Raw genomic sequence first — 25,197 nt, forward strand, 5'->3', positions numbered from 1 at the left:
ACAGGGCGCCGAATGGCGCCCTGTGGTTATGCGGTATGACCCTGATGCTGCATCCGGTTGGACAGCGGCCACCAGCACAGCAGGATCAACAGCGCCATGGCGAACATCAGCAGCCCGAGGCTGAACTGCCCGGTTTGCGGCAGCATGGCGGACAGCCAGGTCGCCAGACCAGACCCCATGTTCTGCATGCCGCCCACCAGCGCGCCCGCCGCGCCGGCCAGGTAAGGAAACGGCTCCATCGCTCCGGTGGTGGCCAGCGGGAACAACATGCCGGCGCCGAAGAAGAACAGCGCGGCCGGCACGATCAGCGTCCAGATGTTCATCACGCCGAACCAGCCCGGGATCCACATCATCGCTCCCGCCAGCAGGCAGCTAATCACCGAATGCCACATCAGCGTGTGGAAGGTCTTGCCGTCGCGCCCGGCGTACCAGGCGCCGAAAAACGCCGCCGGAATTGGCAGAATGAACAGGATGCTGACGGTCAGGCCGCTCAGCCCCAACACGCCGCCCATCAACACGCCGCAGCTGGCCTCGAATACCGCAATTCCCGCCAGCGCACCGATCAGCATCACCAGATAGCAGCTGAAGGTGCTGTCGCCCAGCAGCTGGCGGAAACTGGCCAGCATGCGGCGTTTTTCCGTCTGTACCGGACGGGTCTCCGGCAGCCAGCGGAACATGGCGAAGGCGACGCAGGCGCACAGCGCCAGCAGGAAGGCGTAACAGGCGCGCCAGCCGAACACCATCGCCAGCGCGCCGCCGATCACCGGCGCCAGCAACGGACTGACCAAAATCCCCATGTTCAGCAGGCTGTTGGCGTAACGCAGCGCAGTACCGGCATACAGATCGCGCGGCATGGTGCGCGCCATCACGCCCGCCACGCCGGTGCCCATGCCCTGAATCGCGCTGGCGGCGACCAGCATCGCCAGGTTGGTGGACAGCAGCGCGCCCAGCGCACCGACCAGGAAGATCATCATGCCGGTCAGGATCACCGGGCGGCGTCCGATACGGTCCGATATCGGCCCGTAAATCAGCTGGGAAAAACCGTAGGTCAGCAGATACGCCGCCATCACCCGCTGCACGGCGCCGGTGCGCACCGACAGATCGTGAGCGATATCAGCAATAACGGGAACATAAATGGTTTGCGCCATCTGGCCGACGGCGACCAACAGAACAAGCATCACCAGCAGGTGAAAATTCTCTAGTTTTCTCATTATCTTCGTTAACGTTTCAACTCGTCACAGCGTCCCGGTATGGCCGTTGCAGCAGCCAGAACGGCGAGCAGCCCTCTATGGCGGCATAAACTAATCAAATCTGATTTTTTTAGCGAGTTTCAGACAGATATTGATCCAGGTCACACTGGCAGCAAACCCGACCAGGCTCGTAAATTAAACTGTACGACTAACGCTTTGGAGTTAAAAATTGCGTGCTTGCAGTAGCCGCGCTTTAGCATTTAATCGATAATTCTTTTCATCAACTTGAAATAAAATAACACCATAGGGATTTGGTTCATGAAAACACCTGAGCTGATTTTATTGCAGTTAAAGGCTCTCGGCCCGCACTCGGCCAAAATGCTGGCGGAGCGTCTGGACATCACGCCGATGGGCATCCGACAACATCTGCAATCCCTGGAAAAACGTGAGCTGGTTTGTTACGAAGAAGCGCGCAGCAAGGTCGGCCGCCCGACGCGCTACTGGTCGCTGACCGAACGGGGGCACGCCTTTGCTGCCGCCGATCAGGAGAGGCTGCGAGAATCCGCGTTGCAGCTGTTTGGCGGCGCCGGGGTGGAACCCTTGCTCAATGCGCGCGAAGAGCAGCTTTATCTGCGCTATGCCGAAGAGCTGTCCGCCGAGCGCAGCCATCAGGACCGATTAACCCGCCTGGTGCGGCTGCGGCAACACGACGGTTACATGGCCGAGTTGATCGAACATCCGCACGGCGCGCTGTTGGTGGAAAACCACTGCCCAATCGGCGTAGCCGGTTCCAGCTGCAGCAGCCTGTGCAATTCCGAGCTGCAGCTGTTTCACCGCCTGTTCGGCAACGATTACCGGGTAGAGCGCACCGCGCACGCCATTTCCGGCTCACGACATTGTGCTTATTTGATTCGACCACGGGAGCTTTAGAGTATGGCTGAATGGGTAAACGGCAAGGTTACGCAGGTAAAACAATGGACCGACGGGCTGTTCAGCCTGGTGGTCAACGCCCCCATCGATCCTTTCACCGCCGGGCAATTCGCCAAGCTGGCGCTGGAAATCGACGGCGAACGGGTGCAGCGCGCCTATTCCTACGTCAATGCCCCCGATGACGCCAATCTGGAGTTCTATCTGGTGACCGTACCGGAAGGCAAACTGAGCCCACGCCTCAATCAGCTGCAGCCGGGCTCAGAGGTGATGGTAACCAAAGAAGCCGCCGGCTTCTTCGTGCTGGACGAGGTTCCCGACTGCGACACGCTGTGGATGCTGGCGACCGGCACCGCCATCGGCCCCTATTTATCGATTCTGCAACAGGGCGCCGGCCTGGAGCGCTTTAAAAACCTGGTGCTGGTACACGCCGCTCGCTTTGCGCGCGACCTGAGCTACCTGCCGTTGATGCAGCAACTGCAGCAGCGCTACAACGGCAAGCTGCGTATCCAGACCGTCGTCAGCCGCGAAGAGGCGCCCGGTTCATTGACCGGCCGCGTACCGGCGCTGATCGAGGACGGCCGGCTGGAAGCGGCGATCGGCTTGACCATCGACGCCGAAACCAGCCACGTGATGCTGTGCGGCAACCCACAAATGGTGCGGGACACCCAGCAAACGCTGAAAGACCACCGCCAGATGCGCAAGCACCTGCGCCGCAAGCCGGGCCATATCACCAGCGAACACTACTGGTAACCCGGCGGAAGATCACCGGAACTTCACCGGTTCGGCTTCCGGGCCGAACCGATTGTCCCCCGGCGTACCGACGAAGGCGCCCAGATCGATCATCATCATCACGATAATCAGCGTCGGGATGAAACGCCCGACGCCCCATTGCCAGATTGGCGCCAGCATCTGCCAGTTGCCCGCCGCCAGCATCCACGCCAGGATCAGCAGCAGCGCCCACCAGCCGGCCTTGTTGCGATCGTGCAGCCGCTTGACCAGCACCGCCGCCGTCGGCCACAGCAGCGCAACGATAAAGAAGGCGATGGATTGAATGGCGACCAGCTGATAATTGGCCAACGTAAACGCCGCCGCCATCAGCACCAGCCACAGCCCCATCCAGATCCAGAAGTCGCGCCGCCCGATGCGGCCCTTAAAAGAAAAACACCACTGTTGTAACGTCATCGATTCCTGCGCTCTAAGCCTGCCCATATTCTGCGCCGCAGTGTAACATAGGCGCTGCCGGGCCGAGTTTTTCGCCCTGCATAACGCGGCGCGCCGCACAGCTTTCTCGTCAGCGAACCGATAATGGCGTGGGATCTTTGACAAGGCCTGCGGGTTATCGCTTTAATCGGAGCCATCTTTGTCCTTGATGCCATACGCCATGCTGAGAAAAACCCTCGTCATCGCCTGCCTGCTGCAGGCGGCCGCCACTGCCTGGGCCGACCCGCCTGCAGGCGAAACGAAGCCCACCGCGCCTTACCTGTTGGCCGGAGCGCCGACCTTCGATCTGACGGTGGTCAAGTTCCGCGAGAAATACAATCGCGACAATCCCAAACTGCCGATTGGCGAATTTCGCGCCATTCCCTCGGCCGAAGATGATTCGCCGCTGCTGACGCGCGCCGCCAGCAAACTCAACGAAAACCTGTATGCCTCCACCGCGCTGGAGAAAGGTACCGGTAAAATCAAAACGTTGCAGATCACTCACCTGCCGCTGCAGCAGGCCAATGAAGAAAAAGCCGCGCGCGCCATCGCCATCAACTACATGGCGGCGCTGATGCGCCAGTTCGAACCGGCGTTGACGGTGGAACAGAGCCAGAACAAGGTGAACAACCTGCTGGAAAAAGGCAAAGGATCGCGCTTTTACCAACAGCAGGTCGGCGCCATTCGCTATGTCGTCTCGGACAACGGCGATAAAGGGGTAACCTTCGCAGTTGAACCGATTAAGCTGGCGCTTTCCGAGCCATAACGGCGCGGTATTTAATGACGAAAAGCAAAGCCTTCGCGCTTAATGATCTCTATACTGTTGGGCAGGTAAACTGCCGGTCCGGCAGTTGTCATTTCGACTCTCGCGTTTTCTAGTTGGAGGAAAAAACATGCGTCATCCATTAGTTATGGGTAACTGGAAGCTTAACGGCAGCACCCACATGGTCAACGAACTGATTGCCGGCCTGCGCCATGAGCTGAGCAGTGTTGACGGCTGTGGCGTCGCCATCGCCCCGCCGGTGATGTATCTGGATCAGGCCAAGCACGCGCTGGCCGGCAGCCGCATCGCGCTGGGCGCGCAGAACGTGGACGTTAACCTGTCCGGCGCCTTCACCGGTGAAGTTTCCGCCAACATGCTGAAAGACGTCGGCGCCCAGTACATCATCATCGGCCACTCCGAGCGTCGCACCTACCACAAAGAAAGCGACGAAGTCATCGCCGAGAAATTCGCCGTGCTGAAAGAAGCCGGCCTGATCCCGGTGCTGTGCATCGGTGAAACCGAAGCGGAAAACGCCGCGGGCAAAACCGAAGAAGTGTGCGCGCGCCAGATCGACGCCGTGCTGAAAACGCTGGGCGCACCGGCGATGAAAGGCACCGTGATCGCCTATGAGCCAGTCTGGGCCATCGGTACCGGCAAGTCCGCTACCCCTGCGCAGGCGCAGGCCGTGCACAAATTTATCCGTGATCACATCGCCAAGCACGATGCCGCGGTTGCCGCTGAAATCATCATCCAGTACGGCGGTTCGGTGAACGACAAGAACGCCGCGGAGCTGTTCTCTCAGCCGGACATCGACGGCGCGCTGGTTGGCGGCGCCTCGCTGAAAGCCGACGCTTTCGCCGTGATCGTCAAAGCCGCTGCCGCAGCGAAAAAAGCCTGATTGCCTTAGGCTTGCCATAAAAAAACCCCGGCTTGCCGGGGTTTTTTATTGCCGCTCAACCGGCATCAGCGTTTGCTGATCTCATCGAACACGCCGCCGGTGGCGAAGTGCACCTTCTGCGCTTCGGTCCAGCCGCCGAAGGTGTCATCCACGGTGAACAGCTTCAGCTGCGGGAACTGCCCGGCAAACTTGGCCGCCACCGCCGCATCGCGTGGACGGTAATAGTGCTGCGCCGCGATGGTCTGCCCTTCCGGCGAATACAGATACTTCAGGTAGGCGGTCGCCACGTCGCGGGTACCACGCTTATCAACCACCTTATCCACCACCGACACCGTCGGTTCGGCCAGGATCGATTCGCTCGGCGTAATAATCTCGAACTTGTCTTTGCCCAGCTCTTTCTCCGCCAGCAGCGCTTCGTTTTCCCAGGCGATCAGCACGTCGCCGATGCCGCGCTCAACGAAGGTGTTGGTCGAGCCGCGCGCGCCGGAATCCAGCACTTCGACGTTCTTGTACAGGTTTTTGACGAAGTCCTGCGCCTTGGCCTTATCGTTGTTGTTGTGGTGCAACGCGTAGCCCCAGGCGGCCAGGTAGTTCCAACGGGCACCGCCGGAGGTTTTCGGGTTCGGGGTGATCACCGACACACCCGGCTTGAGCAAATCGGGCCAGTCGTGAATTTGTTTCGGGTTGCCTTTGCGCACCAGGAAGACGATGGTCGAGGTGTAAGGCGCCGAATTGTCCGGCAGGCGTTTGATCCAGTCTTTCTCGATGCGCCCGCGTTCGGCGATGGCGTCGACGTCATAGGCCAGCGCCAGCGTCACCACGTCGGCCTCGATGCCGTTGATCACCGAGGTCGCCTGTTTGCCGGAGCCGCCGTGCGACTGGCGCACCGTCACCTTGTCGCCGGTTTCCGCCTGATAGTGCTTACTGAACGCTGTGTTGTAAGCCTGATAGAACTCACGCGTCGGATCGTATGACACGTTCAGCAATTGAATATCCTTCGCCATGGCGCCGGACGCCAACAGCACCAATGTCAGACCTACACCCCATTTACGCATCGACAGGCTCTCCCAGAAAATTAAGCGCAACCTCAATCGGTTGATTTAGCATCAGAGCCTGCCAGAAACTGTCTCGGCAATTAAAGAATAAAAAATTGTGGGATAGATGATTCCGGAATATATCGCCGACGGGCATAAAAAAGCCCCCGCGAGCGGAGGCTTTTTTGTCGTGCGGTGAGCGGCGTATCAGTACAGTTTTTTCGCCGTTTCCAGCCAGTCGCCCTTGAACGGACGCTTCATGTTTTCGATCGCGTCGATGATGTCGTGGTGCACCATTTTTTCGTTCTGGATACCGACGCAGCGGCCGCCGTAGCCCTGCAGCAGCAGCTCGATGGCGTAGGCGCCCATGCGCGAGGCCAGGATGCGGTCATAAGCGACCGGCGAACCGCCGCGCTGAATGTGGCCCAGCACGGTGGCGCGGGTTTCACGCTTGGTTTCCTGCTCGATGTGGCGCGCCAGCTCATCGATGTCGCAGATGTGCTCGGTGATCGCCACGATGGCGTGTTTTTTACCCTTGGCGATACCGGCCTTGATTTCGCAGACCAGGTCTTCGCGGTTGAATTCGATTTCAGGCAGCACGATGAATTCGCAGCCGCCGGCAATCGCCGCCGCCAGCGTCAGATCGCCGCAGTAACGGCCCATCACTTCCACGATGGAGATACGCTGGTGCGAAGAGGAGGTATCGCGCAGGCGGTCGATCGCTTCCACCACGGTTTCCAGCGCAGTGAAGTAACCGATGGTGTAGTCGGTGCCGGCAACGTCGTTATCGATGGTGCCCGGCAGGCCGATGCACGGAAAACCTTCTTCCGTCAGGCGCTTGGCGCCCATGTAGGAACCGTCGCCGCCGATCACCACCAGCGCGTCGATGCCGCGATTCTTCAGGTTTTCAATCGCCTTGGCGCGCACGTTCTCATCCCTGAATTCCGGGAAGCGGGCCGAGCCGAGGAAGGTGCCGCCGCGGTTGATCATGTCAGACACGCTATAGCGGTCCAGCTGCTCCATGCGATCTTCGTACAAGCCAAGGTAGCCATCGTAAATACCAAAAACTTCCAGACCTTCTGAAAGCGCAGAACGCACAACGCCGCGGATTGCAGCGTTCATACCCGGCGAATCACCGCCGCTCGTCAGTACACCGATTTTCTTGATCATGACTACCTCTGAACTGTGTAGATGCAATTTCTTAAGAATTCTGTCTCCGCCGATCGTCTTGGAACCTCTCCGGCTGCAGAAAACCAGCTTTACGGCTTATTGCTGGATATTATATCAAAAACACCCAGCTGAATTGATTCAAGTCACGCAATATAACGGTAAAAACACCGCATGGCACGCTGAGCTAACTCAGATATTCATGATAATACTTCGATCTGTGCCTCTATCTGATTATAGCTCCCAATGCCCCCGCCTACCCGGCGGCACCACGGAGCACGGATCCAGGTGAATGATGACGTCTGCCCCCGCAAAACGGTGCCGCAATGCCTGTTCAACCTGATCGGCCAACCGATGTGCCTCGCGCAGCGGCAGCGTGTCGTCCATCTCCAGATGCAGCTGGATGAAACGCGTCGGCCCCGACTGCCGCGTGCGCAGATCGTGCGCGCCTTTCACCCCGGGCCAGGAAGAAACCACTTCGATAATCGCCTGGCGCTCGTCATCCGGCAACGCCCTATCCAACAACGACTGCACCGCTTCATAGCCCATGCGCAGTGCGCTATAGAGGATGTAAACGCCGATGCCCAGCGCGAACAGCGCATCCGCCCGCTGGAAGCCGTACCAGCTTAGCCCAAGAGCGATAAGAATAGCACCATTCATCATGACATCTGACTGATAATGCAGCATATCTGCGCGCACTGCCTGACTGCGCGTTTTTCTGACCACCCAGCGTTGATAAGTCACCAAAACCAGGGTGCTGACCAGCGCTATCACCGTCACAACGACGCCGATGCCGGGATCGCGCAGCGTTTGCGGCGCATACAGATGCTGAAAGCCGGTGAGGAACAGAAACAGGGCGGAACCGGAAATAAACATGCTTTGCGCCAGCGCCGCCAGCGACTCCGCTTTGCCGTGGCCGAAAGTGTGTTCGGCATCGGCCGGCTGCAGCGAATAGCGTACCACCAGCAGGTTGGTCAGCGATGCCGCGATATCGACCAGCGAATCCACCAGCGCCGCCAACAGACTGACCGAACCGGTGTGATACCAGGCGACGATTTTAATCAACAGCAGCGACGACGCCAGCGCGGTAGCGGCCAACGCAGCGGACTTCACCAGGCGTGCATAGCGCTGTTCCATTATGGGGGCCCCGGTCAAAAGGTGTGGCGCTCAATATAGCGAAATGCCGGATAAAAAAAACCCCGCCATCATGGCGGGGAAGACAGGGATGGTGTCTATGGCAAGGAAAAACAGGGGACTACTCAGTCGTACTTCACTTCTGGGCAGAAGCTTGTTGCAAACCAGAAATTTGTTGCTCCATCTGCTGCATACGCTGCTGATGTTTCTGGTCTAAAACACTTTTTTGCTCTGGCGTCAGCAGGTTATACATTTGGTTGCGCACCCGGGCCATTTCCACCTGGCGCTTGACCTGCTGTTGGGCCATCTTTTCCGCCTGGGCATACACGGCGGCTTCATCAAATTTCTCTGCGGTCACCAGTTTATGCATGGCTTCCATTTCAGCTACATTGACACCAGGCAGATCGTGCCGGGCCTGGCGCATCAAATCGCGCATTTGTTGGCGCTGCTGTTCGCTGAGGCTGACACCGTCAAACATGTGGTGCTGGCCGGGTATTCGGGTCATCGCGTCGTTGCCGGGAGGTTGGGCTGCATCCGGTATAGTGTCGGCAGCGAAGGCAGCGGTCGAACCAATTGCCAGCAGTGATGCCATAACTAATGCGGTCGCCTTACGCATTTCAACTCCTCAAGCTTTCTCACTTTGCGAATCAACGAGGAGCAGTGTACCGCTACACCTGAAAACCTGCGTCAGTGCATGTAAAACTACGTAAAGTCATGGAATGGCAACAGTTGATGACGTATTTTGCGTCTGGAGGTAAATCATAATGAACAAGATTCTGTTAGTTGACGACGACCGCGAGTTGACCTCGCTGTTAAAAGAACTGCTTGAAATGGAAGGTTTTAATATCGTCGTCGCGCACGATGGCGAGCAGGCGTTGTCGCTGCTGGACAGCTCCGTCGATCTGCTGCTGCTCGACATCATGATGCCGAAGAAAAACGGCATCGATACACTGAAAGAACTGCGCCAGCATCACCAGACGCCGGTCATCATGCTGACCGCGCGCGGCAGCGAGCTGGACCGCGTGCTGGGCCTGGAGCTGGGCGCCGATGATTACCTGCCGAAACCCTTCAACGATCGCGAACTGGTCGCGCGTATCCGCGCCATTCTGCGCCGTTCCAACTGGAGCGAACAGCAACAGCAGGTCGACAGCGGCGCCCCGACGCTGGATGTCGATGGCCTGCAGCTGAACCCCGGTCGCCAGGAAGCCAGCTTCGACGGCCAGGTGCTGGATCTGACCGGCACCGAATTCACCCTGCTGTACCTGCTGGCGCAGCATCTTGGCCAGGTGGTGTCGCGCGAACTGCTGAGCCAGGAAGTGCTGGGCAAACGCCTGACCCCGTTCGATCGCGCCATCGACATGCACATCTCCAACCTGCGGCGTAAGCTGCCGGATCGCAAAGACGGGCATCCGTGGTTCAAAACCCTGCGCGGGCGCGGTTATTTGATGGTATCTGCAACATGATCAATAGTTTGACGGCACGCATCTTCGCCATTTTCTGGTTCACATTAGCCCTGGTGCTAATGCTGGTGCTGATGGTGCCCAAGCTCGACTCCCGCCAAATGACCTCGCTGCTCGACAGCGAGCAGCGGCAGGGGTTGATGCTGGAACAACACGTCGAGGCCGAACTGCAAAACGATCCGGCCAACGATCTGATGTGGTGGCGCCGCCTGTTCCGCGCCATCGACAAATGGGCGCCGCCGGGCCAGCGCCTGCTGCTGGTCACCAGCGAAGGCCGGGTGATCGGCGCGCAGCGCAACGAAATGCAGATCGTCCGCAATTTCATCGGCCAATCCGATAACTCGGATCATCCGAAGAAGAAAAAGTACGGTCGCGTCGAGCTGGTGGGGCCGTTCGCAGTGCGAGACGGCGAAGACAACTACCAGCTGTACCTGATCCGTCCCGCCAACAGCCCGCAATCCGATTTCATCAACCTGATGTTCGACCGGCCGCTGCTGCTGCTGATTGTCACCATGCTGATCAGCGCCCCGCTGCTGTTGTGGTTGGCCTGGAGTCTGGCGAAACCGGCGCGCAAGCTGAAGAACGCCGCCGATGACGTGGCGCGCGGCAACCTGAAGCAGCACCCGGAGCTGGAGGCCGGCCCGCAGGAATTCCTGGCCACCGGCGCCAGTTTCAACCAGATGGTCAGCGCGCTGGAACGCATGATGAACGCCCAGCAACGGCTGATATCGGACATCTCGCACGAGCTGCGCACGCCGCTGACGCGCCTGCAGCTGGCCACCGCGCTGATGCGCCGCCGTCACGGTGAAGGCCACGAGCTGGCGCGCATCGAAACCGAAGCGCAGCGGCTGGATTCGATGATCAACGATCTGCTGGCGCTGTCGCGCGGACAGCAGAAGGGCGAACTGGCGCGCGAACAGCTGAAGGCCAACGAACTGTGGGCCGACGTGCTGGACAACGCCCGTTTCGAAGCGGAACAGATGGGCAAACAATTGGAGATCGTCGCACCGCCCGGCCCGTGGACGCTGTTCGGCAACGCGAGTGCGCTCGACAGCGCGTTGGAAAACATCGTGCGCAACGCCCTGCGTTATTCGCATACCCGCATCGCCGTGGCGTTCAGCGCCGACAATCAGGGCGTAACCATTGAAGTGGATGACGACGGCCCCGGCGTCAGCGCCGAAGATCGCGAGCAGATTTTCCGTCCGTTCTACCGTACCGATGAAGCGCGCGACCGCGAGTCCGGCGGCACCGGCCTCGGCCTGGCTATCGTCGAGGCAGCGGTCAACCAGCATCGCGGCTGGGTGAAGGCGGAAGACAGCCCACTGGGCGGGCTGAGGCTGGTGCTGTGGCTGCCGCTGCATCATCAACGCCTATCGGCTAAGACAGAACAGTAAGAGTTTGCTATCCTGCGCCCCTCGTTCACGAGGGGCCTGCAACATGCTGAACATCGTTTTATTTGAACCTGAAATCCCACCCAACACCGGCAATATCATCCGCCTGTGCGCCAATACCGGCTTTAATCTGCACCTGATCGAACCGCTGGGTTTTCCGTGGGACGACAAGCGCCTGCGCCGCGCCGGGCTGGACTACCATGAGTTCACCCGCGTCCGCCGTCATGCCGACTACGCCGCCTTCCTCGCCGCCGAAAATCCGCAGCGGCTGTTCGCCCTCACGACCAAGGGTACCCCGGCGCACAGCGCCGTCAGCTATCAGGCCGGCGACTACCTGCTGTTCGGCCCGGAAACCCGCGGGTTGCCCGCCGATATCCTTGATGCGCTGCCTGCGCAGCAAAAAATCCGCATCCCGATGCAGGCGCAAAGCCGCAGCATGAACCTGTCGAATGCCGTCGCGGTGGTGGTTTATGAGGCCTGGCGGCAGCTGGACTATGCCGGCGCGTTGATCAAGGCGTAATCCGCGACGACGCGCCATACTGGAAGTGGCATCGCTGCGATGCTCTTTCCAGGAACGGTACATGGCTTTCGTCGAAGATATTGTCACCCAGCTTCGTCGGCTCGAGCTGGCGCTGAACGCGGCGCTGTTGCGGCTGCAGCAAGCGCCTGACAGCGAAGCGCTGCACGACTTGCGCGTCTGTCTGCGGCGCATTCGCAGCCTGTTGCGCCCTTTGCGCGGCAGCCCCGGCGCAACGCGGCTCGATCGGGCCGCCGCCGAGTTAGGCAGGTTCACGACGCCGCTGCGCGATCTCGAGGTGCTGATCGCCGAACTGGTGCGCCATCGCCTGGATTGGCAGGCGAACGCGCGCCAGAGCGATTTTCAGGCCCGCTGCCGCCAACTGCTCGCCCATCCGCAGCTCATCGATTTTCCCTCGCTGCTGCATGCCTGGCCGCGCCGCTTTCGAAGCACTGCGCGGCCCGCCGCCAAACACCGTCTGAATCGACGCCTGCAGCGCCAGCAACGACAACTGCGCCGGGCGTTGGCCGATACAGGCTACGATCGCCACCGCCTGCGGCTGCTGATCAAACGCCTGCGCTACGCGGCCGAAGCCTATCCGCAACGCCTCCCCCTCTCTCCCTGCGCAGCGGCAAGTCTGAAAGCGGCGCAAAACGCCCTCGGCGAGTGGCACGACCGAGAAGTCTGGTGCCTGCAGGCCGAACACCAGGCGGATCTCTGGCCATTGTTGCCCCAGTGGCAAGCCGAGCAACGCCAGGCACTGGCCAGAGCGGATGCCGTACTCGCCGCCTTATCACCGGCGCTAGCGGCGAAAACCGGCGGCGTATCACGATCCTGATAAAAGTCCGCGACAGGGCACGCCCGGCCCCGAAAACGCCCGCTGCGGCGCAGATAATGCGCTATGTTTTTTAAGGGTAATCACCACTCATCATAGGAAAGCATATGAAGAAACCACGCTTGGGCGTTGCCATGGCGGTTCTGGCAGCGGGTCTGTTGCTGGCGGGCTGTTCGTCCAAAGTCACCCAGACATCTCAATATTCGGGCTTCTTGTCCGATTACAGCAAACTGCAGGAAACCACCTCGCCAAGCGGCCATAAAACGCTGCGCTGGATAGACCCAAGTTACAAGGAATCCAACTATCGCGGCCTCTACTTCCAACCGGTGGTCTATTTCCCGGCGGAGAAACCCACGGCGCGAGTCAGCCAGGAAACGCTGAACAAGATTAAGGCGTATGCGACCCAGCGAATTAAAACTGCGTTGCAGAACCGCTTTACCATTCTGCCAAGCCCGGCTGGCTCGCGCGTACTGGTGGCCAAGCTCGCCATCACTGCCGTTTCAGCCGAAAACGAAGACATGAAGTTCTATGAAGTGGTGCCTGTCGCCGCCGTGGTCGCCAGCACCATGGCCGCCACCGGCCACCGGACGCAAAACACCACGCTGTATATCGAAGGTGAGTTGATCGACCAGGATACCGGTAAAACGGTGATGGAAGTGGTGCGCAAGGCCTACGGCAAAACCGTCAGCAACGACAGCTCACCGGTCACGGCGGAAGACGTCAAGGCGGCGATCGACGACATCGTCACCGATATCACCAACTTCCCGAAACAGGGCTGAACGCGGTTTGAAAAACACAGGGGGAGCCGAAGCTCCCCCTGAATGGCTCAGCCAGCGGCGCTCAAATGCCGTCGCCGTACTCAAAACCGTGATTGGTGCCGTTGAAGTATTGGTCCATGTCCATCGACGGCGTATCGCTCTCCGGCCGCCCGACGATGCGCGCCGGCACCCCGGCGGCGGTGGTGTGCGGCGGTATCGCCTGCAAGACCACCGAGCCCGCGCCGATCTTCGCACCCTTGCCCACTTCGATATTGCCGAGAATTTTGGCGCCGGCGCCAATCATCACCCCTTCGCGGATTTTCGGGTGACGGTCGCCGCTGGTTTTACCGGTACCGCCCAGAGTGACCGACTGCAGGATAGAGACGTTGTTTTCCACCACCGCCGTTTCACCGATCACGATGCCGGTAGCGTGGTCGAGCATGATGCCGCAGCCGATGGTCGCCGCCGGGTGGATATCCACGCCGAAGGCGACGGAAATTTGATTTTGCAGGTAGATAGCCAGCGCTTGCCGACCTTGCTGCCACAGCCAGTGGCCGATGCGGTAAGCCTGCAGCGCATGGAACCCTTTCAGGTAAAGCAGCGGCGTGGAGTACTTATCGACCGCCGGGTCGCGCAGCCGCACCGCGAGGATATCGCGCGCCGCCGAAACGATCATCTGGTTGTCGGACTTATAGGCCTCTTCCACCACCTCGCGTACCGCAATCGCGGGCATGATCGGTGTCGCCAGCTTGTTGGCCAGCATATAGCTGAGCGCGCTGCCCAGATTCTCGTGCTTGAGCAACGTCGCATGGAAAAAGCTGGCCAGCATCGGTTCACAATCAGCCAGTGCTCGCGCTTCTGATTTAATGCTGTTCCAGACCTGTTCCAACTCTTCTGACGACATCACATTCCCCTCTGCCTTGCCAAACGGGCCGCTTCACACGGTAGCGCGAAGCGGCCCAGGTCATTTGCGGGGTCAGCATGCTGCCCCGGCATATCGTTTTATGTCACACGCTGGGCTTTTCGTCCTTTCGGGCGCGCCCCAGCAGGCTCAGCGCCGCTTCGCGGGCGTCTTTATGGCAGTAAAGCACCTGATAAATCTGTTCGGTGATCGGCATTTCCACGCCGTGCCGCTGCGCCAGCGCCAACACCTCTTTGGTATTGCGATAGCCCTCGACCACCTGACCGATGCTGTCCTGCGCTTCCTGCACGCCTTTGCCCTGCCCCAGCATAATGCCGAAGCGGCGGTTGCGCGATTGGTTGTCCGTGCAGGTTAGCACCAGATCCCCCAGCCCCGCCATGCCCATGAACGTCGAAGGATCGGCGCCCAGCGCAGAACCCAGACGGCTCATTTCCGCCAGCCCGCGTGTAATCAACGCGGTACGAGCGTTGGCGCCGAAACCGATGCCGTCGGACATGCCGGCGCCGATGGCGATCACGTTCTTCACCGCGCCGCCAAGCTGCACGCCGATGAAATCGGGGTTGCTGTAGACGCGGAAGCTCTTGCCGCAGTGCAGCAGCCGTTGCAGATCGTCGGCGAACTGCGCATCGGTCGCCGCCAGCGCGATCGCCGTCGGCAGGCCGGCGGCCAGCTCTTTGGCGAACGTCGGCCCGGAGAGCACCGCCAGCGGGATCGCCTCGCCCAACGCTTCACGCGCCACGTCCTGCAGCAAGCGGCCGGTTTCCGCCTCCAGCCCTTTGGTGGCCCATACGATGCGGGCGTCCGGGCGCAGATGCGGCTTCAGCTGGCGCAGCACGTCGCCGAACACGTGGCTCGGCACCACCACCAGCACGTCGCGGCTGGCGGCCAGCGCACGCGCCAAATCGGCTTCAAGCAACAGCGTATCGGGGAAAGGAACGTCGGGCAGAAACGCCTGATTGCAGCGATCGTGCTGCAACGTTTGAATTTGCGCGGGGTTATGTCCCCACAACACCACGGGATGGCCGTTACGCGCCAGCGTAATGGCCAATGCGGTGCCGTACGAGCCGGCACCGATGACAGTCATTGAAGCATTGACGGTGTTCATCAGGCATCCTGATGTGGTGCGGCACCTTCGCCTTCCGCCTGCTGCTGCAGATAGTTCATGAACAGCGCGTCAAAGTTGACCGGTGCCAGGTTCAGCTGCGGGAAGGTACCGCGGGAAACCAGGCTGGTGATGCACTCGCGCGCATACGGGAACAGGATGTTCGGGCAGTACGCGCCCAGGCAATGCGCCAGCTGCGTGCCTTCGATGCCTGCTACCGAGAAGATGCCCGCCTGCTGCACTTCGCACAGGAACGCGGTCTCTTCGCCCAGGGTCGCCGTCACGGTTACGCGCAGTACCACTTCATACACTTCGTCAGCCAGCTGGCTGGACGCGGTATCCAGATCAAGTTTAACTTCCGGCTGCCATTCCTGCTGGAAAACCTGCGGCGCGTTCGGCGCTTCGAAGGAGATGTCCTTGGTATAAATACGTTGGATCTGGAAAGCCATTTCAGTGCTGTTTTGTTCTGACATGTGAGTAATACCCTTGGTTAAACGTCCTTATTGACACTCGATGAACCGGCAAGCGGCTTAAAGCAGCGGATCCAGGCCGCCGCGAGCATCGAGTTCATATAAATCATCACAGCCGCCGATATGCCGGCCGTCGATGAAAATCTGCGGCACGGTGGTGCGCCCGCTGCGCTCGATCATCACTTCGCGCTTGGCGCTATCGCCGTCGATGGCGATCTCGTTAAACGCCGCGCCCTTGCTGTTCAGCAGCGCCTTGGCGCGATGGCAGAACGGGCAGGTCGCTTTGGTGTAGATATCAATGTTAGCCATGGATTGCCACCTCAAATAGGTTAAACGGTTACTTACCGCGCACCAGCGGCAGGTTTTCTCCGCTCCAGCCGGCAATGCCGTCTTTCAGCATAGTCACCTTTTCAAAACCGGCCTTGCTCAGGTTCTCCGCCGGCTCGCGGGAGGCGGTGCCGTTGGCGCACACGACGATGATCGGCTGCGCTTTGTGTTTTTCCAGCTCGCCCAGGCTGCCGTTTTTGATTTCGCTGGCGGTCAGGTTGATGGCGTTGGCCAGGTGACCACGGCGGAAATCGTCGCGGCTGCGGGTGTCGACCACCACGGCTTCTTCTTTGTTGATCAGACGAATAGCTTCACCGCGGGCGATCTCTTTGACCTTGGAGAAACGGCTTTTGAACGTCATGACGATCACGGCGACCAGCAGAGCGATCCAAGCCAGGCTCAGAATAGGGTGTCTGCTTACGAATGGCATAATTTCTTGCAGCATGGGGTGTAACAACTCCCGTCAGTTAAGGGATAAATAAGTCAAGGTTCCAGAGTATACCTGCCGAGTGCGGCAAATACAGCCAATAAGCAAGCGCGATTGTAGAAACTGCGGGCTGCGCTGAGAAATTCCCGACGTCAGAGCATAAAAGCCCGCGCGATTCGCCGCAACCTTGATCTCTTTGGGCTATTTATCGCCGGCGGCGGTGTAAAATCAGCCGGTTTTTCGAGGGCGAATAGCCATGCTTGCGGCGGGCGCATGGCTATTCGCAGCTTAAAAAGTTCATAAGAGGTCAATGCAATGTCGAGCAACAAAAAACCGATGGTACTGGTGATCCTGGACGGTTACGGCCACCGTGAAGAGCGGGAGGACAACGCGATCCTGAACGCCGGCACCCCGGTGATGGATCGCCTGTGGAAGGAGCAGCCGCATACGCTGATCGCCGCTTCCGGGCTGGATGTCGGCCTGCCCGACGGGCAAATGGGCAACTCCGAAGTCGGTCATGTCAACCTGGGCGCCGGGCGCATCGTGTATCAGGATCTGACCCGGCTGGACAAAGCGATCGCCGACGGCGACTTCTTCGCCAACCCGGTGCTGACTGCCGCCGTCGACAAGGCAGTGGCGGCCGGCAAGGCGGTGCATATCATGGGCCTGCTGTCGCCGGGCGGCGTGCACAGCCACGACGAGCACATCCTGGCCATGATCAAGCTGGCCGCCCAGCGCGGCGCCAAAGCCATCTATCTGCACGCCTTCCTCGACGGGCGCGACACCCCGCCACGCAGCGCCGAAGCCCCGCTGCAACGCTGCCGCGATGCCTTCGCCGCGCTGGGCGTCGGGCGCATCGCTTCGCTGATCGGGCGTTATTACGCGATGGACCGCGACAACCGCTGGGATCGCGTGCAGCTGGCCTATGACCTGCTGACCGCGGCCAAAGGCGACTACCTGGCCGACGATGCGGCTGCCGGCTTGCAGGCCGCCTATGAACGCGGTGAAAACGACGAGTTCGTCAGACCGACCGTCATTCGCGCCGCCGGTGAGGCCGATGCCGCGATGCAGGACGGCGACGCGTTGATCTTCATGAACTTCCGCGCCGACCGCGCGCGCCAGATCACCCGCGCCTTCGTGAACGCGGATTTCAACGGTTTCCCGCGCGCCAAGCGGGTGCAGTTCGGCGATTTCGTGATGCTGACTGAGTACGCCGCCGACATCGCGACCGCCTGCGCCTATCCGCCGGCGTCGCTGGCCAACACCTTCGGCGAATGGCTGATGAAGCACGACAAAACCCAGCTGCGCATCTCGGAAACCGAAAAATACGCCCACGTCACCTTCTTCTATAACGGCGGCGTGGAAGCGCCGTTCAAGGGCGAAGACCGCGTGCTGGTCAACTCGCCGAAGGTCGCCACCTACGATCTGCAGCCGGAGATGAGCGCCGCCGAGCTGACCGACAAGCTGCTGAGCGCCATCCGCAGCGGCAAATACGACGCCATTATCTGCAACTACCCGAACGGCGACATGGTGGGGCATACCGGCGTGTATGAAGCGGCGGTCAAAGCGGTGGAAACGCTGGACGCGTGCATCGCTCAGGTGGTTGACGCCGTGCGCGACGTCGACGGCCAGCTGCTGATCACCGCCGATCACGGCAACGCCGAACAGATGCGCGATCCGGCCACCGGGCAGGCGCACACCGCCCACACCAGCCTGCCGGTGCCGCTGATTTACGTCGGCAAACCGGCGCGGGCGGTCGAAGGCGGCAAGCTTTCGGACATCGCGCCAACCCTGCTAACACTGATGGGAATGGAAATCCCGCAAGAGATGACTGGTAAGCCGCTGTTCATCGTGGAATAATCCTTCTCCATGAGGGAGAAGGCGTTTTTTGCACTATCAAGGGTAACCCGAAGCGCAAACGCAGGCAGCCGACCGCTGCCTGAACGCACCGCGCCAAGGACGTTCACCGCCATGTGCGCCAGCGTATTTTGCGCTGGCGTCTTGCTGTTGCCGCTCGCTGGCCAGGCGGCGGAAGACAATAAATCCCAGCTGAAAGACATCCAGCAGAGCATCGCCGAGAAAGAAAAAGCGGTGAAGCAGCAGCAACAGCAGCGCAGCTCGCTGCAGGATCAGCTGCGTCAGCAGGAAAAAACCATCGCCCAGGCCAGCCGCCAGTTGCGCGACACCCAGGGCACGCTCACCCAGCTGGGCAAGGATATTTCCGGCCTGAACGCCTCGATCGCCAAGCTGCAAAAGCAGCAGTCGACCCAACAAAACCTCCTCGCCAAACAGCTCGACGCCGCCTTCCGGCAAGGGCAGCACAGCGCCGTGCAGCTGATCCTCAGCGGTGAAGAAAGCCAGCGCAGCGAACGTATTCTGGCCTATTTCGGCTATCTGAACGAAGCGCGTCAGAAAACCATCGAAGAGCTGAAGCAGACCCGCGCCGAGCTGGCGAAGCAAAAAACCACGCTGGTGGCCAAACAGGGCCAGCAAAAATCTCTCCTGGGCGAGCAACAGACGCAGCAGCAGAAGCTGGAGCAGGCGCGCGGCGCCCGCAAGCAAACGCTGACCGCGCTGGAAGCCTCGCTGGAAAAAGACCAACAACGCCTGGTGGAACTGCGCCAGAACGAAGCCCGCATGCGCGACAAGATCGCCCGGGCGGAGCGCGAAGCCCGTGCGCGCGCCGAACGCGAAGCGCGTGAAGCGGCCAAGGTGCGCGAACAGGTGCGCATCAAAGAACAGCAGGCGAAGAAAACCGGCACCACCTACAAACCGAGCGAAGCCGATCGCTCGCTGATGGCGCGTACCGGCGGCCTCGGTCGTCCGGCCGGCCAGCTGATGTGGCCGGTGCGCGGCCGCACGCTGCACGGCTTTGGCGAACCGCAGCAGGGCGAGCTACGCTGGAAAGGCATGGTGATTGAAGCCCGCGAAGGCAGCGAAGTGAAAGCCGTCGCCGATGGCCGCGTGCTGCTGGCCGACTGGCTGCAAGGCTATGGCCTGATGGTGGTGGTCGAACACGGTAAAGGCGACATGAGCGTGTACGGCTACAACCAAAGCGCGTTGGTCAACGTCGGGGCGCAGGTGCGCGCCGGCCAGCCGATCGCTCTGGTGGGCACCAGCGGTGGCCAGGGAACGCCGTCGCTCTATTTCGAAATCCGTCGTCAGGGACAGGCGGTTAACCCACTGCCGTGGTTGGGAAGATAGATTTGCGCTATGTCAAAACCCGTACAGCTCTGTTAATCGGCTGTCTGCTGCAGGTTTACGCTGCGCAGGCAGGCAAACTCTCCATCGTCATCGATGACGTGGGCTACCGCCCTCACGAAGAAAACGCGGTGCTGCAAATGCCGACGGCGATCTCGGTCGCGGTGTTGCCCAACGCGCCGCATGCCCGCCTGATGGCCACCCGCGCCCACAGCCAGGGCCGCGAAGTCTTGATCCACATGCCGATGGCGCCGCTCAGCAAGCAGCCGCTGGAGCGCGATACTCTGCAGCCCTCCATGAGCAGCGAAGAGATCCAGCGCATCATCCGCAACGCGGTGAACAACGTGCCTTATGCGGTCGGCATGAACAACCACATGGGCAGCGCCATGACCTCCAGCCTGCCGGGCATGCAGAAAGTGATGCAGGCGCTCGAAAGCTACCGTCTGTATTTTCTCGACAGCATGACCATCGGCAGCAGCCAGGCAACCCGCGCCGCGGCTGGCACCGGCGTGAAAGTGATCAAACGCAAGGTGTTCCTCGACGATACCGCAAACGAAGCCGACATCCGCCGTCAGTTCAACCGCGCGGTCGAATTGGCGCGGCGCAACGGCTCCGCCATCGCCATTGGCCACCCGCGCCCGGCGACGGTGAAAGTGCTGCAGCAGATGCTGCCGTCGCTGCCCGCCGATATCGTGCTGGTCAAGCCGAGCGCACTGCTGAACGAACCGCAGGGCAACGGCGGCGGCAGCTACGTCCCACCGCCGGTTAAACCGCAGAAACCGCAGCCGAAGAACCCGTTCAGCGGCGGCATCAAGCAGTGCAAGGTCAAACCGCCGAAGGAAAGTACCAACGCCGGCACCGCGCTGGGCGTCATCGCCGACAGCATCGCCACTTCGCCACCGGTGGCCTTCATCAAGCGTCATTGGCAACACTGGACGCAAGCCAAACCGCAAGCATAAAAAAGGGCCGGAATTCCGGCCCTTTTCACGTCTGCCGAGATTAATCCCAGCTCAGCACCACTTTGCCCGACTTGCCGGAGCGCATGGCGTCGAAGCCCTGCTGGAACTCGTCGATCGAGAAACGGTGGGTGATGATCGGGGTCAAATCCAGACCGGACTGGATCAGCGCCGCCATCTTGTACCAGGTCTCGAACATTTCGCGACCGTAAATCCCTTTGATAAACAAACCTTTGAAGATGACCTGGTTCCAGTCGATCGACATATCCGAAGGCGGGATGCCCAGCATGGCGATGCGCCCGCCGTGGTTCATCGCATTGAGCAGCGTGCGGAACGCCGGCGGCGCGCCGGACATTTCCAGGCCGACGTCGAACCCTTCGGTCATGCCCAGTTCGGCCATCACGTCGCTGAGGTTTTCCTTGCTGACGTTCACCGCACGGGTCACGCCCATCTTGCGCGCCAGTTCCAGACGGTATTCGTTAACGTCGGTGATCACCACATGCCGCGCGCCGACGTGTTTGCACACCGCCGCCGCCATGATACCGATCGGGCCGGCACCGGACACCAGCACATCTTCCCCGACCAGATCGAACGACAGCGCGGTGTGCACCGCGTTACCGAACGGATCGAAGATCGACGCCAGTTCGTCGGAGATGTTATCCGGGATCTTGAAGGCGTTGAACGCCGGGATCACCAGGTATTCCGCGAAGCTGCCCGGACGGTTCACGCCCACGCCGACGGTGTTGCGGCACAGGTGTGTGCGGCCACCGCGGCAGTTGCGGCAATGGCCGCAGGTGATATGCCCTTCACCGGACACGCGATCGCCGATGCTGAAGCCTTTGACTTCCTGACCGATCGCCACCACTTCGCCCACGTATTCATGGCCGACCACCATCGGAACCGGAATGGTTTTTTGCGACCACTCGTCCCAGTTGTAGATATGCACATCGGTGCCGCAGATCGCGGTTTTGCGGATTTTGATCATGATGTCGTTGTGGCCCAGCTCCGGCTGAGGCACGTCGGTCATCCAAATCCCTTCTTCCGCTTTCAGTTTTGACAGTGCTTTCATGGTTTTACCTTATGCAATAACGCCAAGATCCTTACCGATACGTGTAAACGCCGCCACTGCGCGTTCGATTTGCTCCGGGGTGTGGTCGGCAGACATCTGGGTACGGATGCGCGCCTGGCCTTTCGGCACCACCGGATAGAAGAAACCGGTCACATAGATGCCTTCCTTGAGCAACGCATTGGCGAACTCCTGCGCCAGCTTCGCCTCACCCAGCATCACCGGGATGATGGCGTGATCGGCGCCGGCCAGGGTGAAGCCGGCGGCGGTCATTTTTTCGCGGAACAGCCGCGCGTTGGCCCACAGGCGATCGCGCAGGGCATCGCCCTCTTCCAGCAGTTCCAGCACTTTGATCGATGCGGCGACGATCGCCGGCGCCAGCGAGTTGGAGAACAGGTACGGGCGCGAACGCTGGCGCAGCCACTCCACCACTTCTTTCTTGGCGGCGGTGTAGCCGCCGGAAGCGCCGCCCAGCGCCTTGCCTAACGTACCGGTGATGATATCGACGCGGCCCATCACTTCGCAGTATTCATGAGTACCGCGCCCGTTGGCGCCGACAAAGCCTACCGCGTGGGAGTCATCCACCATCACCAGCGCCTGATATTCGTCCGCCAGATCGCACACCCCTTTCAGGTTGGCGATCACGCCGTCCATCGAGAATACGCCGTCGGTGGCGATCAGAATGTGACGCGCGCCGTCGGCTTTGGCCTGCTTCAGCTGCGCGGCCAGCTCGGTCATGTCGTTATTGGCGTAGCGATAGCGCTTGGCCTTGCACAGGCGCACGCCGTCGATGATCGACGCGTGGTTCAGCGCATCGGAGATAATGGCGTCTTCCGGGCCAAGCAGGGTTTCGAACAACCCGCCGTTGGCGTCGAAGCAGGAGGAGTACAGGATCGCGTCTTCCATGCCCAGGAAGGCCGCCAGTTTCTGTTCCAGCTGTTTGTGGCTGTCCTGAGTGCCGCAGATGAAGCGCACCGACGCCATGCCGAAACCGTGGCTGTCCATCCCCGACTTGGCGGCGGCGATCAGCGCCGGATGGTTGGCCAGGCCCAGGTAGTTATTGGCGCAGAAGTTGATCACATGGCTGCCGTCGGCGACGGCGATATCCGCCTGTTGCGCGGAGGTGATGATGCGTTCTTCCTTGAACAGCCCTTCACTGCGAGTGGCGGCAAGCTGTTGTTCCAACTGCTGATAAAAAGACGCTGACATTCGGTTATCTCCAGGATTGGGCTATTTGCGGCATATTTTACTGATTTGTAACCAAACTGACGAGAATGCGCGGGAGAGAATATTAAAATTGCAGCAGATATCACGGCAAAAAGCGGACTTCAATGGCAATGCGGGATATTCGGAGCCCTTACGCTGTTTGCCGCGGCATGAAATGCTATGATAACCGCCATTGAGCGTGGGGCATTGTGCTCCACCAGGCAGCTTAGCAGGGGTAACCCAATGATTATCGTCACAGGCGGCGCCGGCATGATCGGCAGCAACATCATTAAGGCACTGAACGACAAGGGATATCGCGATATCCTGGTGGTGGATAACCTGAAAGACGGCACCAAGTTCGTCAACCTGGTCGATCTGGACATCGCCGACTATGTCGATAAAGAAGACTTTATCGCCAGCATCGTGGCCGGCGACGATCTGGGCGATATCGAAGCGGTCTTCCACGAAGGCGCCTGCTCCGCGACCACCGAGTGGGACGGCAAGTACATGATGGACAATAACTATCAGTACTCCAAAGACCTGCTGCACTACTGCCTGGATCGCGAAATTCCGTTCCTGTACGCCTCCTCCGCCGCCACTTACGGCGGCCGCGAAGAGTTCATCGAAGAGCGCCAATATGAAGCGCCGCTCAACGTGTACGGCTACTCCAAATTCCTGTTCGATCAGTACGTGCGCGAGATCCTGCCGGAAGCGGACTCGCAGATCTGCGGCTTCCGCTACTTCAACGTTTACGGCCCGCGCGAAGGCCACAAAGGCAGCATGGCCAGCGTCGCCTTCCACCTGAACACCCAAATCAACCGCGGCGAAAACCCGAAACTGTTCGCCGGCAGCGAAAACTTCAAGCGTGACTTCATCTACGTCGGCGACGTGGCGGCGGTCAACCTGTGGTTCTGGGAAACCGGCAAATCCGGCATCTTCAACTGCGGCACCGGCCGGGCGGAAACATTCCAGGCGGTGGCCGACGCGGTGGTGGACTTCCACCAGAAGGGCGCGGTGGAATACATCGAATTCCCGGAGAAGCTGAAGGGCCGCTATCAGGCGTACACCCAGGCCGATCTGACCAAGCTGCGCGCCGCCGGCTACGACGCACCGTTCAAAACGGTCGCCGAAGGCGTGAAAGAGTACATGGCCTGGTTGAACCGCACCGCATAAGCTGAAGGAACTAACGCTGGGTATGAAAATACTGGTTATCGGCCCTTCTTGGGTTGGCGACATGATGATGTCGCAAAGTCTCTATCGCACCCTGAAGGCCGAATACCCGTCGGCGGAGATCGATGTGATGGCGCCGGCCTGGTGCCGCCCGCTGCTGGCGCGCATGCCGGAAGTCAATCAGGCGCTGGCGATGCCGCTGGGCCACGGCGCGCTGGGGCTCGGCGAGCGCCGCCGCCTGGGGCGCGCCCTGCGCGCCAACCGTTACGATCGCGCTTACGTTCTGCCCAACTCGTTCAAATCCGCGCTGGTACCCTTCTTCGCCGATATCCCGCAGCGCACCGGCTGGCGAGGCGAAATGCGTTACGGCCTGCTGAACGACGTCCGCGTGCTCGACAAGACGGCCTTCCCGCTGATGGTGCAGCGCTACGTGGCGCTGGCCTATGACAAAGGCCGCATTCAGCGCGCCGACGATCTGCCGCAGCCGTTGCTGTGGCCGCAGCTGCAGGTGAGCGACGAAGAGATCGCCGAAACCACTTCGGCCTTTAACCTGACTGACAGCCGACCGATCGTCGGCTTCTGCCCGGGCGCGGAGTTCGGCCCCGCCAAACGCTGGCCGCATTATCACTACGCAACGCTGGCTCAGCAGCTGATCGAGAGCGGCTATCAGGTCACGCTGTTCGGTTCGGCGAAAGACCACGAAGCCGGTGAACAGATCCGCGCCGCATTGCAGGAAGACGCGCGCGATTTCTGCCTCAACCTGGCCGGGAAAACCCAGCTGGAGCAGGCGGTTATCCTGATCGCGGCCTGTCGGGCGGTGGTCAGCAACGACTCCGGTTTAATGCACGTTGCCGCCGCGTTGAACAAACCGCTGATAGCCTTGTACGGCCCAAGTAGCCCCGACTTCACGCCGCCGCTCTCCGACAAGGCGCGCGTTATCCGTTTGATCAGCGGCTACCACAAGGTGCGTAAAGGCGATGCCGATCAGGGATACCACCAAAGTTTGATCGATATTCAGCCGCAGCAAGTGTTGGACGCGCTGACGCCGTTGCTTGTCGCCAGCGAGGAATAGT

At 60.4% G+C, this 25,197-nt stretch carries 27 protein-coding genes; 14 read left to right on the plus strand and 13 right to left on the minus strand.

The genetic code is table 11. The annotated features are described in order from the left end of the window. Nucleotides 1-26: 26 nt before the first annotated feature. Nucleotides 27-1,211, minus strand: a complete 1,185-nt coding sequence (gene emrD, locus ATE40_RS20255) for a multidrug efflux MFS transporter EmrD (protein ID WP_063918329.1) — start codon at nucleotides 1,209-1,211, stop codon at nucleotides 27-29. A gap of 297 nt (nucleotides 1,212-1,508) precedes the next feature. Here emrD and ATE40_RS20260 point away from each other — a divergent pair, with 297 nt between their 5' ends. Together ATE40_RS20260 and fpr are read left to right on the plus strand one after the other, a co-directional pair. After that, entirely contained in the window at nucleotides 1,509-2,120 is a 612-nt protein-coding gene (locus ATE40_RS20260; RefSeq protein WP_019452231.1) for a helix-turn-helix transcriptional regulator, read from the plus strand. 3 nt (nucleotides 2,121-2,123) lie between these two features. Next, nucleotides 2,124-2,870 (plus strand): ferredoxin--NADP(+) reductase, encoded by a 747-nt coding sequence (gene fpr, locus ATE40_RS20265; RefSeq protein ID WP_019452230.1) that lies wholly within the window; start codon nucleotides 2,124-2,126, stop codon nucleotides 2,868-2,870. 12 nt (nucleotides 2,871-2,882) lie between these two features. Here fpr and ATE40_RS20270 read toward each other — a convergent pair whose 3' ends face one another. Further along, nucleotides 2,883-3,302 carry a DUF805 domain-containing protein gene (locus ATE40_RS20270; protein WP_019452229.1) on the minus strand — a complete coding sequence of 140 codons (420 nt, stop codon included), beginning with the start codon at nucleotides 3,300-3,302 and terminating at the stop codon, nucleotides 2,883-2,885. Between the two features lie 199 nt (nucleotides 3,303-3,501). Here ATE40_RS20270 and ATE40_RS20275 point away from each other — a divergent pair, with 199 nt between their 5' ends. Together ATE40_RS20275 and tpiA are read left to right on the plus strand one after the other, a co-directional pair. Continuing rightward, nucleotides 3,502-4,086, plus strand: coding sequence for a DUF1454 family protein (locus ATE40_RS20275; protein ID WP_019452228.1), 585 nt, complete (start codon nucleotides 3,502-3,504; stop codon nucleotides 4,084-4,086). A gap of 127 nt (nucleotides 4,087-4,213) precedes the next feature. Continuing rightward, nucleotides 4,214-4,981: a triose-phosphate isomerase gene (gene tpiA, locus ATE40_RS20280; protein WP_025160373.1), complete on the plus strand. Its 768-nt coding sequence runs from the start codon at nucleotides 4,214-4,216 to the stop codon at nucleotides 4,979-4,981. A gap of 65 nt (nucleotides 4,982-5,046) precedes the next feature. On the opposite strand, the gene ATE40_RS20285 is transcribed toward tpiA, so the two are convergent. The 4 genes from ATE40_RS20285 to cpxP form a co-directional block, all read right to left on the minus strand. Beyond that, nucleotides 5,047-6,036, minus strand: a complete 990-nt coding sequence (locus ATE40_RS20285; RefSeq protein ID WP_025160374.1) for a sulfate ABC transporter substrate-binding protein — start codon at nucleotides 6,034-6,036, stop codon at nucleotides 5,047-5,049. A 186-nt stretch (nucleotides 6,037-6,222) separates the two neighbouring features. Further along, nucleotides 6,223-7,185: a 6-phosphofructokinase gene (gene pfkA / locus ATE40_RS20290; protein ID WP_004931116.1), complete on the minus strand. Its 963-nt coding sequence runs from the start codon at nucleotides 7,183-7,185 to the stop codon at nucleotides 6,223-6,225. A 231-nt stretch (nucleotides 7,186-7,416) separates the two neighbouring features. Then, nucleotides 7,417-8,319: a CDF family cation-efflux transporter FieF gene (gene fieF, locus ATE40_RS20295; protein WP_063918328.1), complete on the minus strand. Its 903-nt coding sequence runs from the start codon at nucleotides 8,317-8,319 to the stop codon at nucleotides 7,417-7,419. 133 nt (nucleotides 8,320-8,452) lie between these two features. Further along, nucleotides 8,453-8,932, minus strand: coding sequence for a cell-envelope stress modulator CpxP (gene cpxP / locus ATE40_RS20300; protein WP_063918327.1), 480 nt, complete (start codon nucleotides 8,930-8,932; stop codon nucleotides 8,453-8,455). A gap of 148 nt (nucleotides 8,933-9,080) precedes the next feature. Between cpxP and cpxR the strand changes: the two genes are divergently transcribed. The 5 genes from cpxR (at nucleotide 9,081) to ATE40_RS20325 (ending at nucleotide 13,298) form a co-directional block, all read left to right on the plus strand. After that, entirely contained in the window at nucleotides 9,081-9,779 is a 699-nt protein-coding gene (cpxR, locus tag ATE40_RS20305) for an envelope stress response regulator transcription factor CpxR (protein ID WP_004931124.1), read from the plus strand. Continuing rightward, on the plus strand, nucleotides 9,776-11,170 hold the full coding sequence (gene cpxA / locus ATE40_RS20310) for an envelope stress sensor histidine kinase CpxA (RefSeq protein WP_019452223.1): 1,395 nt from the start codon (nucleotides 9,776-9,778) through the stop codon (nucleotides 11,168-11,170). Before cpxR ends, cpxA begins: the two co-directional genes overlap by 4 nt. Before the next feature lie 43 nt (nucleotides 11,171-11,213). After that, the gene (gene trmL / locus ATE40_RS20315; RefSeq protein ID WP_019452222.1) at nucleotides 11,214-11,687 is read left to right on the plus strand and encodes a tRNA (uridine(34)/cytosine(34)/5-carboxymethylaminomethyluridine(34)-2'-O)-methyltransferase TrmL; all 474 of its coding nucleotides are present in this window, start codon (nucleotides 11,214-11,216) and stop codon (nucleotides 11,685-11,687) included. Nucleotides 11,688-11,748: 61 nt separating this feature from the next. Continuing rightward, a complete protein-coding gene (locus tag ATE40_RS20320; RefSeq protein WP_063918326.1) occupies nucleotides 11,749-12,522 on the plus strand; it encodes a CHAD domain-containing protein in 774 nt (257 codons plus the stop codon). A gap of 104 nt (nucleotides 12,523-12,626) precedes the next feature. Further along, nucleotides 12,627-13,298, plus strand: coding sequence for a DUF3313 domain-containing protein (locus ATE40_RS20325; RefSeq protein ID WP_063918325.1), 672 nt, complete (start codon nucleotides 12,627-12,629; stop codon nucleotides 13,296-13,298). A 61-nt stretch (nucleotides 13,299-13,359) separates the two neighbouring features. Here the strand turns inward: ATE40_RS20325 and cysE are convergent, their stop codons facing one another. The 5 genes from cysE to ATE40_RS20350 all read right to left on the minus strand — a co-directional run bounded on the left by cysE (nucleotide 13,360) and on the right by ATE40_RS20350 (nucleotide 16,543). Beyond that, on the minus strand, nucleotides 13,360-14,181 hold the full coding sequence (gene cysE, locus ATE40_RS20330; RefSeq protein ID WP_004931135.1) for a serine O-acetyltransferase: 822 nt from the start codon (nucleotides 14,179-14,181) through the stop codon (nucleotides 13,360-13,362). A 103-nt stretch (nucleotides 14,182-14,284) separates the two neighbouring features. Beyond that, nucleotides 14,285-15,304 carry an NAD(P)H-dependent glycerol-3-phosphate dehydrogenase gene (gpsA, locus tag ATE40_RS20335; protein WP_019452219.1) on the minus strand — a complete coding sequence of 340 codons (1,020 nt, stop codon included), beginning with the start codon at nucleotides 15,302-15,304 and terminating at the stop codon, nucleotides 14,285-14,287. Beyond that, nucleotides 15,304-15,774 (minus strand): protein-export chaperone SecB, encoded by a 471-nt coding sequence (gene secB, locus ATE40_RS20340; protein ID WP_004931139.1) that lies wholly within the window; start codon nucleotides 15,772-15,774, stop codon nucleotides 15,304-15,306. The genes gpsA and secB overlap by 1 nt, the downstream gene beginning before the upstream one ends. A gap of 57 nt (nucleotides 15,775-15,831) precedes the next feature. Then, entirely contained in the window at nucleotides 15,832-16,080 is a 249-nt protein-coding gene (grxC, locus tag ATE40_RS20345) for a glutaredoxin 3 (protein ID WP_019452217.1), read from the minus strand. A gap of 28 nt (nucleotides 16,081-16,108) precedes the next feature. Continuing rightward, the gene (locus ATE40_RS20350; RefSeq protein ID WP_015379424.1) at nucleotides 16,109-16,543 is read right to left on the minus strand and encodes a rhodanese-like domain-containing protein; all 435 of its coding nucleotides are present in this window, start codon (nucleotides 16,541-16,543) and stop codon (nucleotides 16,109-16,111) included. A gap of 297 nt (nucleotides 16,544-16,840) precedes the next feature. Between ATE40_RS20350 and gpmM the strand changes: the two genes are divergently transcribed. The 3 genes from gpmM to ATE40_RS20365 are packed head-to-tail and all read left to right on the plus strand — an operon-like array spanning nucleotide 16,841 to nucleotide 20,685. Continuing rightward, entirely contained in the window at nucleotides 16,841-18,385 is a 1,545-nt protein-coding gene (gene gpmM / locus ATE40_RS20355) for a 2,3-bisphosphoglycerate-independent phosphoglycerate mutase (RefSeq protein WP_063918324.1), read from the plus strand. A gap of 9 nt (nucleotides 18,386-18,394) precedes the next feature. Further along, a complete protein-coding gene (gene envC / locus ATE40_RS20360) occupies nucleotides 18,395-19,729 on the plus strand; it encodes a murein hydrolase activator EnvC (RefSeq protein WP_063918323.1) in 1,335 nt (444 codons plus the stop codon). A 2-nt stretch (nucleotides 19,730-19,731) separates the two neighbouring features. After that, complete coding sequence (locus ATE40_RS20365; RefSeq protein ID WP_019452214.1) at nucleotides 19,732-20,685, plus strand: divergent polysaccharide deacetylase family protein; 954 nt, start codon at nucleotides 19,732-19,734, stop codon at nucleotides 20,683-20,685. A gap of 40 nt (nucleotides 20,686-20,725) precedes the next feature. Here the strand turns inward: ATE40_RS20365 and tdh are convergent, their stop codons facing one another. Next, nucleotides 20,726-21,751, minus strand: a complete 1,026-nt coding sequence (tdh, locus tag ATE40_RS20370; protein ID WP_016929697.1) for an L-threonine 3-dehydrogenase — start codon at nucleotides 21,749-21,751, stop codon at nucleotides 20,726-20,728. 9 nt (nucleotides 21,752-21,760) lie between these two features. Then, nucleotides 21,761-22,957 (minus strand): glycine C-acetyltransferase, encoded by a 1,197-nt coding sequence (gene kbl / locus ATE40_RS20375; protein WP_004931154.1) that lies wholly within the window; start codon nucleotides 22,955-22,957, stop codon nucleotides 21,761-21,763. A 240-nt stretch (nucleotides 22,958-23,197) separates the two neighbouring features. Here kbl and rfaD point away from each other — a divergent pair, with 240 nt between their 5' ends. Then, nucleotides 23,198-24,127, plus strand: a complete 930-nt coding sequence (rfaD, locus tag ATE40_RS20380; RefSeq protein ID WP_063918322.1) for an ADP-glyceromanno-heptose 6-epimerase — start codon at nucleotides 23,198-23,200, stop codon at nucleotides 24,125-24,127. A gap of 22 nt (nucleotides 24,128-24,149) precedes the next feature. Next, nucleotides 24,150-25,196, plus strand: a complete 1,047-nt coding sequence (gene rfaF, locus ATE40_RS20385) for an ADP-heptose--LPS heptosyltransferase RfaF (protein WP_063918321.1) — start codon at nucleotides 24,150-24,152, stop codon at nucleotides 25,194-25,196. Nucleotide 25,197 lies beyond the last annotated feature (1 nt).

It is taken from the genome of Serratia surfactantfaciens (assembly GCF_001642805.2).
GTDB lineage: Bacteria > Pseudomonadota > Gammaproteobacteria > Enterobacterales > Enterobacteriaceae > Serratia > Serratia surfactantfaciens.

What these genes read in the sequence shown, in the direction of transcription:
- emrD (WP_063918329.1), bottom strand. Translation starts at nt 1,211, where the DNA reads ATGAGAAAACTAGAGAATTTTCACCTGCTGGTGATGCTTGTTCTGTTG.
- ATE40_RS20260 (WP_019452231.1), top strand. Translation starts at nt 1,509, where the DNA reads ATGAAAACACCTGAGCTGATTTTATTGCAGTTAAAGGCTCTCGGCCCG.
- fpr (WP_019452230.1), top strand. Translation starts at nt 2,124, where the DNA reads ATGGCTGAATGGGTAAACGGCAAGGTTACGCAGGTAAAACAATGGACC.
- ATE40_RS20270 (WP_019452229.1), bottom strand. Translation starts at nt 3,302, where the DNA reads ATGACGTTACAACAGTGGTGTTTTTCTTTTAAGGGCCGCATCGGGCGG.
- ATE40_RS20275 (WP_019452228.1), top strand. Translation starts at nt 3,502, where the DNA reads ATGCTGAGAAAAACCCTCGTCATCGCCTGCCTGCTGCAGGCGGCCGCC.
- tpiA (WP_025160373.1), top strand. Translation starts at nt 4,214, where the DNA reads ATGCGTCATCCATTAGTTATGGGTAACTGGAAGCTTAACGGCAGCACC.
- ATE40_RS20285 (WP_025160374.1), bottom strand. Translation starts at nt 6,036, where the DNA reads ATGCGTAAATGGGGTGTAGGTCTGACATTGGTGCTGTTGGCGTCCGGC.
- pfkA (WP_004931116.1), bottom strand. Translation starts at nt 7,185, where the DNA reads ATGATCAAGAAAATCGGTGTACTGACGAGCGGCGGTGATTCGCCGGGT.
- fieF (WP_063918328.1), bottom strand. Translation starts at nt 8,319, where the DNA reads ATGGAACAGCGCTATGCACGCCTGGTGAAGTCCGCTGCGTTGGCCGCT.
- cpxP (WP_063918327.1), bottom strand. Translation starts at nt 8,932, where the DNA reads ATGCGTAAGGCGACCGCATTAGTTATGGCATCACTGCTGGCAATTGGT.
- cpxR (WP_004931124.1), top strand. Translation starts at nt 9,081, where the DNA reads ATGAACAAGATTCTGTTAGTTGACGACGACCGCGAGTTGACCTCGCTG.
- cpxA (WP_019452223.1), top strand. Translation starts at nt 9,776, where the DNA reads ATGATCAATAGTTTGACGGCACGCATCTTCGCCATTTTCTGGTTCACA.
- trmL (WP_019452222.1), top strand. Translation starts at nt 11,214, where the DNA reads ATGCTGAACATCGTTTTATTTGAACCTGAAATCCCACCCAACACCGGC.
- ATE40_RS20320 (WP_063918326.1), top strand. Translation starts at nt 11,749, where the DNA reads ATGGCTTTCGTCGAAGATATTGTCACCCAGCTTCGTCGGCTCGAGCTG.
- ATE40_RS20325 (WP_063918325.1), top strand. Translation starts at nt 12,627, where the DNA reads ATGAAGAAACCACGCTTGGGCGTTGCCATGGCGGTTCTGGCAGCGGGT.
- cysE (WP_004931135.1), bottom strand. Translation starts at nt 14,181, where the DNA reads ATGTCGTCAGAAGAGTTGGAACAGGTCTGGAACAGCATTAAATCAGAA.
- gpsA (WP_019452219.1), bottom strand. Translation starts at nt 15,304, where the DNA reads ATGAACACCGTCAATGCTTCAATGACTGTCATCGGTGCCGGCTCGTAC.
- secB (WP_004931139.1), bottom strand. Translation starts at nt 15,774, where the DNA reads ATGTCAGAACAAAACAGCACTGAAATGGCTTTCCAGATCCAACGTATT.
- grxC (WP_019452217.1), bottom strand. Translation starts at nt 16,080, where the DNA reads ATGGCTAACATTGATATCTACACCAAAGCGACCTGCCCGTTCTGCCAT.
- ATE40_RS20350 (WP_015379424.1), bottom strand. Translation starts at nt 16,543, where the DNA reads ATGCTGCAAGAAATTATGCCATTCGTAAGCAGACACCCTATTCTGAGC.
- gpmM (WP_063918324.1), top strand. Translation starts at nt 16,841, where the DNA reads ATGTCGAGCAACAAAAAACCGATGGTACTGGTGATCCTGGACGGTTAC.
- envC (WP_063918323.1), top strand. Translation starts at nt 18,395, where the DNA reads ATGAGGGAGAAGGCGTTTTTTGCACTATCAAGGGTAACCCGAAGCGCA.
- tdh (WP_016929697.1), bottom strand. Translation starts at nt 21,751, where the DNA reads ATGAAAGCACTGTCAAAACTGAAAGCGGAAGAAGGGATTTGGATGACC.
- kbl (WP_004931154.1), bottom strand. Translation starts at nt 22,957, where the DNA reads ATGTCAGCGTCTTTTTATCAGCAGTTGGAACAACAGCTTGCCGCCACT.
- rfaD (WP_063918322.1), top strand. Translation starts at nt 23,198, where the DNA reads ATGATTATCGTCACAGGCGGCGCCGGCATGATCGGCAGCAACATCATT.
- rfaF (WP_063918321.1), top strand. Translation starts at nt 24,150, where the DNA reads ATGAAAATACTGGTTATCGGCCCTTCTTGGGTTGGCGACATGATGATG.